The sequence below is a fragment of the Geodermatophilus sp. URMC 63 genome (assembly GCF_053502565.1).
The window spans coordinates 2,939,274-2,952,782 of the sequence record NZ_CP199956.1 but is presented as its reverse complement, the minus strand read 5'-3'; the positions used below and the strand labels follow the sequence as shown (position 1 = coordinate 2,952,782).

Below are 13,509 nucleotides of genomic sequence, written 5' to 3'. Positions count from 1 at the left end.
GGAGCGAACCGGCCGGCCCGCCGACGACGCGCTCGCTCGACGCGGCGAGCCCGTCGCGCAGCCCGCCGGCGGCCTGCTGCACCCACGGCGGCCGGCCGAGCGGCTCGGGAGGACCGCGCGCCGAGAGCCGCGCGACGACCCCCTCGCTCGCCGGAGCCGCCGCGACGGCGGCCCTCGTCCGGACCGGCTGCCCGGGCACCACGTCGGCCCAGTCCTCGGCGGCCGCGAACAGCACCACGTCGGCGGTGAGGTCGACCGAGCGCGCCCCGTCGTCCAGGCCGGTGACGGTGGCGTCGAGGACCACCCGGGGTGGTCCGGCTCCCCGGACGCGCCGCGGATCGCCGTCGACCTCCAGGACGACCTCGACGGTGCGGCCGGCAGCGACCTCCGTCAGCGGGGAGGACGCGCGGGCGGCGCCGCGCACGGCCGTCACGGTCGCGGTGGTGGCCAGCGCGGCGAGCACCGCCAGCAGCACGAGCGCTCCGGCCCGGGAGCGGTGCCGCACGGCGGCCGCCGCGACGAGTACGGCCGCGCCCGCACCCCCGGCGAGGACCGGTGGGGGCAGGACCCCGCCGGCGAGGGTGACCGCCCAGACGGTGGCGGCGACCGGGACGAGGCGGAGGTCCAGCCAGGTCCAGCGGTCCTCGGGCGGTCCGCTCACACGCGCACCAGGGCGGCGAGCTCGGCGTAGATGGCCGGCCCGATGCCCGGGACGTCGTCGAGCTGCTCGACGCTGGTGAACCGGCCGTGCGCGCTGCGGTGGTCGACGATGCGCTGGGCGAGCACGGGGCCGATGCCGGGCAGGGCGTCGAGGTCGGCGACGGTGGCCGTGTTGAGGTCCACGGGCCCGGCCGCGGCGCCTCCGCCGCCCGCCGCGGACGCGGGTGCGGCCGCGGCTCCCGGCACCCCGACGGCGACCTGCTGGCCGTCGGTCACGAGCGCGGCGAGGTTGACCGACGCGGGGTCGGCCTCGGGCAGCAGCCCACCGGCGGCGGCCACGGCGTCGGCCACGCGCGCACCCTCGGGGAGCGTGACCAGGCCGGGGGCGACCACCAGCCCGACCACCGAGACGACGACGGTCGCCCGGGCCTCCGCCGCCTCGCCGACCGTCGGGGACGGCGTGGCCGGCGCGGCTGCCGCATCGCTGGTCGGGACGTCGCCGGCCGCGGCCGTTCCCTGGGCCGGGGCTCCGGTCTGCGCGGCCGGCGGCGCCGGCTGGACGGTGGGCCGGTCCAGCCAGGTCCACCCGGCGACGGCCAGCGCGGCGAGGAGTCCGGCGACCCACAGCGACCAGCTCCCCCTACGGCCCGGGTCGACCCGCACCGCCTGCTCCGGCGCCCGGTGGCGGCCCAGACCGTGCGGCAGCCGGTCCCGCGGGTCGTCGTCGAGGTCGTCGTCGAGGTCGTCGGGCGGGTCGTCGGGCGGGTCGTCGTCGGGGACCGAGGTGCCGGGCGCCCCGCGGCGGAGCAGGGCCACGCCGGTGGCGGGTGCGTCGTCGGGCTCGTCGGCGGGCAGCCACCCGGAGGACCGCCGGCCCTCGTCGAGCAGCACCCGCAGGCGGGCGCGGATGACGTCGGCGTCGTCGTCGCGGCGGGAGGTCAGGCGCACCCGGCGGACGTTAGGGAACCCCGCCTCACCGCGGCCCGCCGCGTGGGGAGCTGTGGACGGCTGGGTCCCCTGTGGACGCCGGGACCCGCCCCGTCGGCAGGGGCGGCAGGCTGCCTCCCGTGTCCTGTCTCCTCCGGTCAGTCCTCCTGCGGCTGCGCGTCCTCGCCCGGCTCGGCGGCAGGGGCCGGCGCGACGACGACGCCCACGGCGCCGGGGCCCACGTGCGCGCCGATGACGGCGCCGAGCTCGCTCACGTGGAGCTCGCGGATGTCGGGGACGGCCTGCTGGAGGTCGGTACCCAGCTTCTCCGCGCGCTGGGCCGCCGCCAGGTGGTGCACCGCGACCGAGGCGCCCGGGCCGCCGGCGGCCTCCACCGCCAGCTGCACGAGCCGCGACAGCGCCCGCCCCGACGTGCGGACCCGCTCCAGGGGGACGACCCGGCCGTCGGCCACGTGCAGCACGGGCTTGACGGCGAGCGCGGTGCCCAGCAGGGAGGCGGCCGAGCCGATCCGCCCGCCCCGGCGGAGGTGCTCGAGGGTGTCGACGACGAAGAAGGTGCGGGTCCGCGCCGCGGTGGCCTCGGCGACCGCGGCGGCCTCGGCGGCGCCGGCGCCCTCCGCGGCGGCGCGGGCGGCGGCCAGCACGGCGAAGCCGGTGCCCATGGCCGTCGAGCGGGAGTCGACGACGGTGACCACGTGCTCGCCCACCTGGGCGGCCGCCAAGCGGGCCGCGTCCCAGGTGCCCGACAGCTCGGCGGAGAGGTGCACCGAGACCACCCGGTCGGCGCCGGCCGCCAGCAGGCGGCGGTAGGCGGCGACGAAGTCACCGGGGGTCGGGCGCGAGGTCGAGACCTTCTGGCCGCGGGTGGACAGTGCCCGGGCCACGTCTGCCGGGGTGATGTCCTCGCCCTCCCGGCCGGAGTGCCCGGCGAGGACGACGTAGCAGGGCACCACCTCGATGCCGTAGCGCGCCACCACGTCGGGAGGGAGGTAGGCCGTGGAGTCGGTGACCACGGCGACGGACACCCGAGGAGGCCCGCCCGCGCCACCGGGCCCGACGGCCTCCGCGCCCGGCGGCCACTGCGGACCGCCTCTCACGCGACCGCGTCGGCGTCCTGCGTCGCCGCCGGTGCGCCCTCCTCCACGGTGGCGCCGGCCTCGGCGCGGCCGGGGCGTCCCTCGACGGCGGGGACGGGTGGGGGCACCGCGGTGACGGCGCAGTTGTGCCGCATGAGCCGCCAGCGGGCGCCCTGCCGGGCGAGCTCGCTCCAGCCGCAGTTGCCCAGCGGCCCGAACACCCGGCGGTGCTCCGGTCCCAGCTCCAGCAGCGCCTCCATGAGCCGCCCACCGGTCCCGCCGTGGGTGACCACCACGGCGACGTCGGCCGGCGGTAGGTCCGAGAGGGCCGCGAGGGCGCGCCCGGCGACGGCTGGCGCGTCCTCCCCGCCGCGGCCCTCGACCGGGCGGCCGGCGAGCCAGTCGGCGTACTGCTCGGGGTGGCGGGCGGCGACCTCGTCGCGGGTGAGCCCCTCCCAGGAGCCCAGGTGGTGCTCGCGCAGCCGTTCGTCGAGGCGCAGGGGCACCCCGAGCAGCGCCGTGAGCGCCGTCGCGGTCTCGGCGGCGCGCACCAGGTCGCTGGAGACGACGACCGTGCTCTCGGGGGTGAGCCCGCCGGCCACCAGGTGCGGTGCGGTGCGGACGGCCTGGGCGCGGCCCTCGGGGTCCAGCGGCGGGTCCAGCTGGCCCTGGAAGCGGCCGGTGGCGTTCCACTCGGTCCGCCCGTGCCGCCAGACGACGAGGCGGCTCACCGGCAGCTCGGGCAGGGCCGCGGCCGTCACCGGCCGGTCGCCTCCGGGTCGCCGGAACCGTCCTGCAGCGGGTCGTCCTGGAGCAGGTCGTCGTCGGCGAGCTCGTCCTCGGTGCGCGGCTCGCCGGCGGCACCGTCGGACGCCTCGTCGGGGTCGGGGCGCAGCCGCACGGGGTCGGAGCTGCCGGGGTCGACGTCGTCGGCCGACAGCGTGCCGCGGCCGTCACCGGCGGCCGCGGTGGCCGCGGCGGCCGGAGGAGCGGCGCGGTCGACGAAGGGGATGGTCGGGCAGTCCTTCCAGAGCCGCTCGAGGGCGTAGTAGGCGCGCTCCTCGGCGTGCTGCACGTGGACGACGACGTCGACGAAGTCCAGCAGCACCCAGCGGGCCTCGGCGACGCCCTCGCGCCGCACCGGCTTGACCCCGTGCCGGCGCAGCCGCTCCTCGACCTCGTCGACGATCGCCTGCACCTGGCGCTCGTTGGGAGCGGCGGCGAGCACGAACGCGTCGGTGATCGCCAGCCGCTCGCTGACGTCGACGATCGAGACGTCGGTGGCGAGCTTGTCGGCGGCGGCCTGGGCCGCGAGCAGCGCGGTCTCCCGCGCCTCGGCCGAGGCGGTCATCGGGGCACCTCCTGCAGGTGGGTGGGCGGTGGATCGGCGGGGTCGGCGTCGGTCGCCGAGGTCCCGGGCGGGCGGTCGTAGGCGGGCCGGTCCCCACGGGGGCCGCCGGTGCGCCGCGTGCCGGGTTGCGCCCGGTAGAGGCGCCGCTTCTCGATGTACTGCACCACCCCGTCGGGGACGAGGTACCAGACCGGCATCCCGCGGGCCACGCGGTTGCGGCAGTCGCTGGAGCTGATGGCCAGCGCCGGGACCTCGACCAGGCTCACCGACCCCTCGGGCAGGTGCCCGTCGGCCAGCGTGTACCCGGGCCGGGTGACGCCCACGAAGTGCGCCAGGCGGAGGAACCGGTCGCTGTCGCGCCAGCTGAGGATCTGGGCGAGGGCGTCGGCGCCGGTGATGAAGAACAGCTCGGCGTCGGGGCGCTGGGCGTGCAGGTCGGTGAGGGTGTCGATGGTGTAGGTCGGGCCGTCGCGGTCGACGTCGGCGCGGCTGACGGAGAACCTGGGGTTGGAGGCGGTGGCGATGACGGTCATGAGGTAGCGGTCCTCGGCGGGGCTGACCGCGCGCTCGGTCTTCTGCCACGGCTGGCCGGTGGGCACGAAGACGACCTCGTCGAGCTCGAAGAGCCCGGCCACCTCGCTGGCCGCGACCAGGTGCCCGTGGTGGATGGGGTCGAAGGTCCCACCCATCACACCGATCCGGCTGCCAGCCACCGATCGAGCCTAGCCGGGCGGCCACGGCCCGGCCCGCGAGGACCCGTCGGGCCGGCGACCAGCGACGCCGGGGTCCCGGCCGGCGACCGCCGACGCCGGGGCGGCCGGCACCCCGGTGACCGGCCGGTCAGGTGGCCGGGTGCAGGTCGTCGCCGCACCCGGCCACCGGGACCCCGGCCGGTCGCGACCGGCACCCCCGTGCCGTCGGTCGCTCACGCGCGCGCTGCCCCGCCCGGAGGACGCCGGGCCGGGCCCGGGCGCGACCGGGTCCGTGCTGGTCAACGAGGTGGGGCGGCACCGGATACGCCCGCCGGCCGGGAAGTGGGCCACGGGCGTGTCGCCGGCGTCGGCGCCCCGGACAGCGTCAGGCGGCCGGAGGGCGGCACCGGGTCGGGCGGCTCAGAGCGTGGTGACGAACTCGGCCAGCTGCGTGGCGTTGCGGCACTCGACCATGTCGACGACCTCGCCGTAGCGGTCGGCCGCGGAGTCACCGCTGCCCCACAGCCGCCGCGGCTCGGGGTTGAGCCAGTGCGCCGAGCGGGCGCGGCGCACCAGGTCGGCGAGCACCGGCAGCCCCGGCTGGCGGTAGTTGGTCCGCCCGTCGCCGAGGACCAGCAGCGACGTCTTGGGCCCGACCGCCGTCGGCCAGCGGTCGGCGAAGACCTCGAACGCGTTGCCGTAGTCGCTGTGCCCGTCGAAGGCCACGACGTCGGCCTCGCGGCCGATCCGCGCCACGGCGTCGGAGACGTCGGCGCCGGGCCGGAAGAAGCGGGTCACCTCGTCGGTCGAGTCGACGAAGGCGAACGCCCGGACGCCGGAGAAGTGCTCGCGCAGCGCCTGGGTCAGCATCAGCGTGAAGTGGCTGAACCCGGCCACCGACCCGCTCACGTCGCAGAGCACCACCAGCTCCGGCTTGTGCACCTTGCGCGGCCGATGGTGCGTCACCACCGGCACCCCGCCGGTGCCGAGGGAGGCCCGGACGGTGCGGCGGAAGTCCAGCCGCCCGACCCGCCCCATCCGCCGCCGCGCCGAGAGCCGGGCGGCCAGCCGGCGGGCCAGCGGTGCCACCGTCCGCCGCAGCTCGGCGAGGTCGGCCTGCTGTGCCCGCAGGAAGTCGACCTGCTCGGCCAGCGGCCGCACCGCGCTCTTGGCCACCCGCTCGCGACCGCGCTCGGCCGCCGCCCGGCGGCGCACCTCGGCGTCCACCGCGGCCCGGAAGGCGGCCAGCCGCTCGCGCACCGTCTGCCGGGCCACCTGCTCGGCCAGGCCGCCGCGGCCGGAGTCCCCGAGCAGGCCGGCCAGCAGCTGCGCGACCAGCGTGTCCGGCGACAGCGCCCGCATCACCCGGTAGCCGAAGTAGGACTGCCCCGAGGGCGAGGCCGGGGCGCGGCCCAGCTGCTCGACCGCCTGCCGGGCGAGGCGGCGCACCGCCTCGTCGTCGCCGTCGAGCAGCAGCCGGGCCAGCTCCGCGCGCATCCGCTCGGCGAGGTCCCGCTCGTCGCCGTCCCCCGAGCCGTCGGGCAGGTCCAGGGTCAGGCCGTCGTCCCCGGGCTCCCCGTCGGCGTCGGACGGCGCGGCCGCCGGCCGGTCCGACAGCGGCCACCACAGGTCGAACAGCACGTCGTAGGCCGGGCGCTGCGAGGCCCGCTGCAGCAGCACCGCGGCCAGCCCGTGTCGCAGCTGCTCGCGGTCAAGCAGGTCGACGACGGTGAGGATCTCCGCGGCGTCGACGGCCTGGCTGATCCCCACCGGGATGCCGGCCTCGCGCACCGCCCGCACGAACCCGTCGAGGTGGCCGGCCAGCCCGCCGTGGGCGATCGACGGCGCGGTCATCAGTTGAGCCGCAGCTCGGCCGCGGCGCGGTCCTGGTCGCTGGCGTGCTTGAGCACCACGCCCAGCGTCGAGCGCACCGCGTTCTCGTCGAGGGTGTCCAGGCCCAGCTCGAGCAGGGTCTGCGCCCAGTCGAGGGTCTCGGAGATCGACGGCGACTTCTTCAGCTCCATCGCCCGCAGCGCCCGGATGGTGCGCACCAGCTGCTCGGCCAGCCCCGGCGCGAGGTCGGGCACCCGGGAGAGCACGATCTCCCGCTCCCGCTCGGCGGAGGGGTAGTCCAGCGACAGGTACAGGCAGCGCCGCTTGAGCGCCTCGGACAGCTCACGGGTGGCGTTGGACGTCAGCACCACCGTGGGACGGCGGGTCGCGGTGATCGTGCCGAGCTCGGGGATGGTCACCTGGAAGTCGCTGAGCACCTCGAGCAGCAGCCCCTCGACCTCGACGTCGGCCTTGTCGGTCTCGTCGATGAGCAGCACGGTCGGCTCGGTGCGCCGGATCGCGGTCAGCAGCGGGCGGGAGAGCAGGAACTCCTCGCCGAAGACGTCGTCGTGCACGGTGGACCAGTCGGCGCCGTCGGCGGCCTGGATGCGCAGCAGCTGCTTCTTGTAGTTCCACTCGTAGAGCGCCCGTGCCTCGTCGAGGCCCTCGTAGCACTGCAGCCGGATCAGCTCCGACCCGGTCGCGGCCGCCAGCGCCTTGGCCAGCTCGGTCTTGCCGGTGCCGGCCGGCCCCTCGACCAGCAGCGGCTTGCCCAGCCGGTCGGCGAGGAAGACCGTCGTCGCGATCTGGGCGTCGGGCAGGTACCCGGCGGTGGCCAGCCGCTTGCCGACGTCGGCGACCGAGGAGAACTGGGGCAGCTGCGACGGCGGGCGGGGCATGCGGCTCCTTGCGAGGACGGCGGGGCGGGTCAGCGGGTGTGGCCGCTGCCCGTGACGACGTAGGTGGTGCTGGTCAGCTCCGGCAGGCCCAGCGGCCCGCGCGCGTGCAGCTTCTGGGTGGAGATGCCGATCTCGGCGCCGAAGCCGAACTCGCCGCCGTCGGTGAACCGGGTGGAGGCGTTGACCAGGACGGCGGCGGCGTCGACGCCGGCGGTGAACGCGGCGATCGCGGTCGCGGAGTCGGCCACGATGGCCTCGCTGTGCCCGCTCCCCCACCGCGCGATGTGGTCCAGCGCGGCCGGCAGGTCGTCGACGACGCGCACGGCCATGTCCATCGACAGGTACTCGGTGGCCCAGTCCTCGTCGGTGGCCGGGACGACGGCGTCGTGCGCGGCGCGGGCGGTGTCGTCGCCGTGCAGCGTCACCCCGGCGTCGGCCAGGGCGGTGAGCAGCCGCGGCAGGAACGGCACGTCGCGGTGCACGAGCAGCGTCTCGGCGGAGTTGCAGACGCTGACCCGGTGGGTCTTGGAGTTGAGCGCGACCGCCTCGGCCATCGCGGCGTCGGCGGAGGCGTCGACGTAGACGTGGCAGTTGCCGACGCCGGTCTCGATCACCGGCACCTGGGCCTCGCGGACGACGCGCTGGATGAGCGAGGCGCCGCCGCGCGGGATCACCAGGTCGACGTGCCCGCGGGCCGACAGCAGCTCGCCCACCGAGGCGCGCTCGGCGGGCAGCAGCTCGACCGAGCCCTCCGGCAACCCGGTCTTGGCCCCGGCCTCGGCCAGGACGGCGACCAGCGCGGCGTTGGTGCGGTAGGCCGACGCCGAGCCGCGCAGCAGCGCCGCGTTGCCGCTCTTGAGGCACAGGCCCGCGGCGTCGACGGTCACGTTGGGCCGGGCCTCGTAGACGATGCCGACCACGCCGAAGGGCACCCGGACCTGGCGCAGCTCCAGCCCGTTGGGCAGCCGGGAGCCGCGGACGACGTCGCCGACCGGGTCCGGCAGCGCGACCAGCTCGCGCAGCGCGGCGGCCACCCCGGCCACCCGCCCGGCGTCCAGGCGCAGCCGGTCGACCACCGACGCCGGTGTCCCGTCGGCCTCGGCGGCCCGCACGTCGAGCGCGTTGGCGGCCAGCACCTCGTCGGTGCGCTCGACCAGCGCGTCGGCCATCGCGGTGAGCGCGGCGTCCTTGACGTCGGTGGGCAGCGTGCGCAGCACGCGGGAGGCGGTGCGGGCACGCGCGGCGGCGGCCCCGATCAGCGGGAGCTCGACGACGTCGGACACGCACCGCAGGGTACGCGCCGACCTCTGGCGCCGAGCACGTCGCGGACTGTGTGAGAATGGTTCTCATGAGCACCAGCGCCCGGCGGACCGCCGCTCTCACCACCGCGTCCGCGCTCCTGCTCGCCGGCTGCGGGTCCTCCGGCGGTGGTGCGCGGGCGGCCGACGGCGTCGACGTCGTCGCCGCCTTCTACCCGCTGCAGTGGGCCGCCGAGCGGGTCGGCGGCGACCGCGTCGACGTCACCTCCCTGACCCCGCCCGGCGCCGAGCCGCACGACCTGGAGCTGACCCCGCAGGACGTCGCCGCGCTGAGCGAGACCGACCTGCTCGTCTACCTCGAGGGGTTCCAGCCCGCGCTCGACGACGCCGCCGCCGAGGCCGGGGACGCTGCCTGGGACGCCGGGCAGGCCGCCGACCTGACGCCGGCCGCGGACGAGCACGGGGACGAGCACGCCGACGACCACGGGGACGGCCACGGGGACGGGGACGCCGCGGACCCGCACTTCTGGCTGGACCCGACCCGGCTGGCCGACGTCGGCGACGCCCTGGCCGACCGGCTGGGCGAGGTCGACCCCGACGGCGCGGCCACCTACGAGCAGAACGCCGCCGCGCTGCGCAGCGACCTCGAGGCGCTCGACGCCGAGATGGAGCAGGGCCTGGCCGACTGCGCCGTCCGCACGGTGGTCACCGGCCACGACGCCTTCGGGTACCTCGCCGACCGCTACGGTCTGGAGGTGGTCGGCGTCACCGGCCTGAGCCCGTCCGCGGAGCCCAGCGCCGCCCAGCTCGCCGAGATCTCCGCGCTGGTCCGCGAGCGGGGCGTGACCACCGTCTACACCGAGACCCTCGCCGACCCCGCCGTCGCCGAGACCGTGGCCCGGGAGGCCGGGGTGCAGACCGCCGTCCTCGACCCGGTCGAGGGCCTGACCGACGAGTCGGCCGGGTCGGACTACCTCGAGGTCATGCGCGCCGACCTGGCGACGTTGCGGGCGGGCCAGGCCTGCTCGTGACCGGCCGCGGGACCGACGACACGGCGCTGCGGCTGCAGCGCGCGACCATCGGCTACGGCGACGTCGCGATCGTCCGGGACGCCGACCTGACCGTCCGCCGCGGCGAGGCGGTCGCCGTGCTCGGCGCCAACGGGTCGGGCAAGACCACCCTCTCCCGCGGGCTGCTCGGCCTGGCCACCGTCCTCGACGGCACCGTCGAGGTGCTCGGCGCCCCGGTGGGCCGGCTGCGCGAGCGCGGCCGGGTCGGTTACGTGCCGCAGCGGCACACGATCAGCGGCGCCATGCCGGCCACCGTGCGCGAGGTGGTCGGCGTCGGCCGGCTGGCGCGGCTGGGGCTGTTCCGCCGGCTCGGCGCGCGCGACCGGGCCGCCGTCGCCGACGCGGCCGCCGCCGTCGGCCTCGCCGACCGGCTGGAGGACCCGGTGGCGTCGCTGTCGGGGGGCCAGCAGCGCCGGGTGCTCGTCGCCCGTGCTCTCGCCGCCGAGCCGGAGCTGCTGGTCATGGACGAGCCGACCGCCGGTGTCGACGCGGCCAGCCAGGAGGCGCTGGCCTCGGTGCTGGCCGGGGTGTCGGCGGCCGGGACGACACTCCTCGTCGTGACCCACGAGACCGGTCCGCTCGCCGGCGTCCTCCCCCGCGCGGTGGTCGTCGACTCCGGCCGCCTCGTCTACGACGGCCCGCTCGCCGGCGCCGAGACCCTCGCCGGCACCGGCGGGCACCACCACCCCGGCGAGGACGAGGGACCGGCCGTCCCCGGGTACCGCCTCGACCAGCCGCGCCCGGCGCCCGACGCCGTCCGCGTGCGCGACGGGAGCCGCTGACGTGGAACTGCTGCAGTACGGCTTCATGCAGCGGGCGCTGCTGGCCTCGCTGATGGTCGGCCTGGCCGCGCCCGCGGTCGGGGTCTTCCTCGTGCAGCGTCGGCTGTCGCTGCTCGGCGACGGGCTCGGCCACGTCGCGCTGACCGGCATCGCGATCGGGATCCTCACCTCCACCGCCCCGGTGGGGACGGCGCTGGTGGCCGCCGTGCTCGGCGCGGTGCTCATCGAGCTGGTCCGCGCCCGCGGGCGCACCAGCGGCGACGTCGCCCTCGCCGTCCTCTTCTACGGCGGCATCGCCAGCGGCGTGGTGCTGCTGTCGCTCGCGCCCCGCGGGCAGGCCACCAACCTCGACGCCTACCTCTTCGGCGCGATCACCACGACGACGGCGGCCGACGTGGCGGTCTTCGCCGTCATCACGGGGGTCGTGGTGGCGGTCGTGTGGCTGCTCGGCTCGCGGCTCTACGCCGTCAGCGACGACGAGGAGTACGCCCGCGCCGTCGGCCTGCCGGTGCTGCCGCTCAACGTGGTGCTCGCCGCGCTGGTCGCCGCGACCGTCGTCCTGTCGATGCGGGTCGTGGGCCTGCTGCTGATCAGCGCGCTGATGATCCTGCCCAGCGCCGTCGCGCAGCTGGTGGGCCGCAGCTTCCGCCGGACCCTGTACCTGGCCTGCGCGATCGGCGTGGTGGTCAGCGTCTCGGGCACCGCGGCCTCCTACTACACCGGCACGCCCTCGGGCGGCACGATCGTGCTGCTGGCCATCGCGCTGTTCCTCCTCGTCACCACGGTCGTGGCCGCGCGCGAGGCGACCGCGCGGCGGCGGCACGGCCGCCGGGTGCAGGTGCACGCCGCCCACCCGCACGAGCACGGCGAGAACTGCGGGCACCGGACCGTGCCGCACGACGACCACGTGGACTACGACCACGACGGCCACCTGCACGCACCGCACCGGACCGGCACCGGCGTGCACTACGACGAGCACACCGGACACCCCGTGACGACGGAGCGCCCGTGAGCACCCCGGCCGAGGTCCCGGCCCGCCGGCAGACCCGCCAGCGGACGGCGGTGCTGGCGCTGCTCGACGAGCTCGACGGCTTCCGCACCGCCCAGGAGCTGCACGCGCTGCTGCGCGAGCGCGGCGACGCCGTCGGCCTGGCCACCGTCTACCGGGCGCTGCAGGCCCTCGTCGACGACGGCCTGGTCGACGTCCTGCGCAGCGAGGTCGGCGAGGCCGCCTACCGGCGCTGCTCGCCGGTGCACCACCACCACCTGGTCTGCCGCTCCTGCGGCCGCACGGTGGAGGTGGCCGACCCGCCGGTGGAGCGCTGGGCGGCCCGGGTGGCCGCCGAGCACGGCTTCGCCGACGTCCAGCACCAGCTCGAGGTCTTCGGCACCTGCGCGGCCTGCGCCGCCGTTCAGCGGTAGGGGTCGGTGATCTCGCGCAGCCGGGTGAGGGCCGCCCGCAGCTGCGCGGCCGCCTCCTCCCCCAGGTGTGCGGTCCACTCCGCCTCCACCTCGGTCTCGACCCGGCGGGCGATCGCCACCACCTCCAGCCCGCGCGGGGCCATCTGCACCAGCCGGGCCCGGGCGTCGCTGGGGTCGGGCACGCGGCGCACGTAGCCGGCGCGCTCGAGCTGGTCGACGAGGTGGCCGGCGGTCTGCTTGGTGACCAGGGCCTGCGCGGCCAGGTCGGTCAACCGGGTGCCCGGTGGGCCGATCCGGGCGGCGATCCGGCCCTGGGCGAGGGTGATGTCGTCGAACCCCGCCTCGGCCAGCGCCGCCAGGAGCCGGGCCTCCATGGCGCGGTGCGGGTAGAAGCACAGCAGCCCGAGGTTCTGGCGCTCGCCGTCCGGCTCGGCCACACGACCCCCTTGACGATGGTCAGGTCTTCTGACTAGATGGTCAGATCATCGTACCAACTCAGGGGGAGGTCGCCGTGGACCTCGAGGACGTCTGGCGCTGCACCGACTCCGAGCGGGCGGCCCTGGCCGATCTCGTCGACGACCTCTCCCCCGCCGAGTGGGAGGCGCCGTCGCTGTGCGCCGGCTGGCGGGTGCGCGACGTGGCCGCCCACCTGACGCAGGCGCACATGGGGGTGTGGGACGCGACGGTGGCCGCCGTCCGGGCGCGGGGCAGCTTCGACCGGATGATCCGGGACTCGGCGCTGCGCATGGGCCCGCTGCCGCCGGAGGAGTGCAGCCGCCGGCTCCGGGCGATGGTCGGCTCGCGGCGGCGGGCGCCGTTCATCAGCCCGCTGGAGCCGCTGATCGACGTCCTCGTCCACGGCCAGGACATCGCCGTCCCGCTGGGGCGGGAGCGTCCGGTGCCACCGGTGCCTGCGGCGGCAGCGGCGCGGCGGGCCTGGGAGCTGGGCTTCCCGTTCCGGGCCCGCACGCGGCTGGCCGGCCTGCAGCTCCGGGCCATCGACGGCCCCCTGGTGCTCGGGGAGGGCGCCCCGGTCGAGGGCACCACCGGCGACCTGCTGCTGCTGGTCACCGGCCGCACCGCCACGGTGCACCGGCTCTCCGGTGCGGGCGTACGACGGCTGTCGGCGGCGGAGGGCCGCCGGGAGGGATCGAGGAGGACGACATGACCCTGGGCGTGGTGTTCGACGTGGCCGCACCGGTGGAGACCTACGACGCCGTGCACGCGGCGCTGCTCCGGCGGACCGGGACGGACGTCGACGGCCTGCTGCTGCACCTGGCCCGGCAGACCGCCGAGGGGGTCCAGGTGATCGAGGTGTGGGAGTCGCGCGAGCAGTTCGAGCGCGGGACCCGGGAGGTCGTCGGGCCGGTGGTCGCCGAGGTCCTGGGCGGGCAGGCGCCGGCGTCGGAGGTCACCGAGTTCGAGGTCCGCGGCCTGCTGCTCCCGCGCGCCGGCGTCGCCGTGTAGGGACGTGCTGGAACGGCCCCCTCGCAGGGGTCCCGCTCCGAGCCTGCGAG

Annotated in this window: 15 protein-coding genes; 6 read left to right on the top strand and 9 right to left on the bottom strand. The window is 77.0% G+C overall.

Going from position 1 to position 13,509, the window contains the following annotated elements:
* Window positions 1–657: 657 nt before the first annotated feature.
* The 8 genes from ACWIZO_RS14555 to ACWIZO_RS14520 all read right to left on the bottom strand — a co-directional run bounded on the left by ACWIZO_RS14555 (window position 658) and on the right by ACWIZO_RS14520 (window position 8,742).
* Window positions 658–1,608, bottom strand: a complete 951-nt coding sequence (locus ACWIZO_RS14555; protein ID WP_448638378.1) for a ComEA family DNA-binding protein — start codon at window positions 1,606–1,608, stop codon at window positions 658–660.
* A gap of 137 nt (window positions 1,609–1,745) precedes the next feature.
* Window positions 1,746–2,633 carry a DegV family protein gene (locus ACWIZO_RS14550; RefSeq protein WP_448638377.1) on the bottom strand — a complete coding sequence of 296 codons (888 nt, stop codon included), beginning with the start codon at window positions 2,631–2,633 and terminating at the stop codon, window positions 1,746–1,748.
* Between the two features lie 68 nt (window positions 2,634–2,701).
* Complete coding sequence (locus ACWIZO_RS14545) at window positions 2,702–3,445, bottom strand: histidine phosphatase family protein (protein WP_448638376.1); 744 nt, start codon at window positions 3,443–3,445, stop codon at window positions 2,702–2,704.
* A complete protein-coding gene (gene rsfS / locus ACWIZO_RS14540) occupies window positions 3,442–4,035 on the bottom strand; it encodes a ribosome silencing factor (protein ID WP_448638375.1) in 594 nt (197 codons plus the stop codon). Before rsfS ends, ACWIZO_RS14545 begins: the two co-directional genes overlap by 4 nt.
* The gene (gene nadD / locus ACWIZO_RS14535; RefSeq protein ID WP_448638374.1) at window positions 4,032–4,748 is read right to left on the bottom strand and encodes a nicotinate-nucleotide adenylyltransferase; all 717 of its coding nucleotides are present in this window, start codon (window positions 4,746–4,748) and stop codon (window positions 4,032–4,034) included. The genes rsfS and nadD overlap by 4 nt, the downstream gene beginning before the upstream one ends.
* Window positions 4,749–5,147: 399 nt before the next feature.
* A complete protein-coding gene (locus tag ACWIZO_RS14530) occupies window positions 5,148–6,581 on the bottom strand; it encodes a vWA domain-containing protein (protein ID WP_448638373.1) in 1,434 nt (477 codons plus the stop codon).
* Window positions 6,581–7,459 (bottom strand): AAA family ATPase, encoded by an 879-nt coding sequence (locus ACWIZO_RS14525; protein WP_448638372.1) that lies wholly within the window; start codon window positions 7,457–7,459, stop codon window positions 6,581–6,583. Before ACWIZO_RS14525 ends, ACWIZO_RS14530 begins: the two co-directional genes overlap by 1 nt.
* 29 nt (window positions 7,460–7,488) lie before the next feature.
* Window positions 7,489–8,742 carry a glutamate-5-semialdehyde dehydrogenase gene (locus ACWIZO_RS14520; protein ID WP_448638371.1) on the bottom strand — a complete coding sequence of 418 codons (1,254 nt, stop codon included), beginning with the start codon at window positions 8,740–8,742 and terminating at the stop codon, window positions 7,489–7,491.
* Window positions 8,743–8,807: 65 nt separating this feature from the next.
* On the opposite strand from ACWIZO_RS14520, the gene ACWIZO_RS14515 reads away from it, so the two are divergent.
* The 4 genes from ACWIZO_RS14515 to ACWIZO_RS14500 are packed head-to-tail and all read left to right on the top strand — an operon-like array spanning window position 8,808 to window position 11,992.
* Window positions 8,808–9,749, top strand: coding sequence for a metal ABC transporter substrate-binding protein (locus ACWIZO_RS14515; protein ID WP_448638370.1), 942 nt, complete (start codon window positions 8,808–8,810; stop codon window positions 9,747–9,749).
* Window positions 9,746–10,570 carry a metal ABC transporter ATP-binding protein gene (locus tag ACWIZO_RS14510; protein WP_448638369.1) on the top strand — a complete coding sequence of 275 codons (825 nt, stop codon included), beginning with the start codon at window positions 9,746–9,748 and terminating at the stop codon, window positions 10,568–10,570. Before ACWIZO_RS14515 ends, ACWIZO_RS14510 begins: the two co-directional genes overlap by 4 nt.
* A gap of 1 nt (window position 10,571) precedes the next feature.
* Window positions 10,572–11,582, top strand: coding sequence for a metal ABC transporter permease (locus ACWIZO_RS14505; RefSeq protein ID WP_448638368.1), 1,011 nt, complete (start codon window positions 10,572–10,574; stop codon window positions 11,580–11,582).
* Window positions 11,579–11,992, top strand: a complete 414-nt coding sequence (locus ACWIZO_RS14500) for a Fur family transcriptional regulator (RefSeq protein WP_448638367.1) — start codon at window positions 11,579–11,581, stop codon at window positions 11,990–11,992. Before ACWIZO_RS14505 ends, ACWIZO_RS14500 begins: the two co-directional genes overlap by 4 nt.
* Here ACWIZO_RS14500 and ACWIZO_RS14495 read toward each other — a convergent pair.
* The gene (locus ACWIZO_RS14495; RefSeq protein ID WP_448638366.1) at window positions 11,983–12,429 is read right to left on the bottom strand and encodes a MarR family winged helix-turn-helix transcriptional regulator; all 447 of its coding nucleotides are present in this window, start codon (window positions 12,427–12,429) and stop codon (window positions 11,983–11,985) included. The two genes, ACWIZO_RS14500 and ACWIZO_RS14495, sit on opposite strands and share 10 nt — an antisense overlap.
* Window positions 12,430–12,503: 74 nt before the next feature.
* Between ACWIZO_RS14495 and ACWIZO_RS14490 the strand changes: the two genes are divergently transcribed.
* Window positions 12,504–13,160, top strand: a complete 657-nt coding sequence (locus tag ACWIZO_RS14490; protein ID WP_448638365.1) for a maleylpyruvate isomerase family mycothiol-dependent enzyme — start codon at window positions 12,504–12,506, stop codon at window positions 13,158–13,160.
* Window positions 13,157–13,459 (top strand): hypothetical protein, encoded by a 303-nt coding sequence (locus ACWIZO_RS14485; protein ID WP_448638364.1) that lies wholly within the window; start codon window positions 13,157–13,159, stop codon window positions 13,457–13,459. The genes ACWIZO_RS14490 and ACWIZO_RS14485 overlap by 4 nt, the downstream gene beginning before the upstream one ends.
* Window positions 13,460–13,509 lie beyond the last annotated feature (50 nt).

Excerpts from the sequence above, each read along its gene's own strand:
- rsfS (WP_448638375.1), bottom strand. The coding sequence starts at position 4,035 with ATGACCGCCTCGGCCGAGGCGCGGGAGACCGCGCTGCTCGCGGCCCAG.
- ACWIZO_RS14530 (WP_448638373.1), bottom strand. The coding sequence starts at position 6,581 with ATGACCGCGCCGTCGATCGCCCACGGCGGGCTGGCCGGCCACCTCGAC.
- ACWIZO_RS14525 (WP_448638372.1), bottom strand. The coding sequence starts at position 7,459 with ATGCCCCGCCCGCCGTCGCAGCTGCCCCAGTTCTCCTCGGTCGCCGAC.
- ACWIZO_RS14515 (WP_448638370.1), top strand. The coding sequence starts at position 8,808 with ATGAGCACCAGCGCCCGGCGGACCGCCGCTCTCACCACCGCGTCCGCG.
- ACWIZO_RS14485 (WP_448638364.1), top strand. The coding sequence starts at position 13,157 with ATGACCCTGGGCGTGGTGTTCGACGTGGCCGCACCGGTGGAGACCTAC.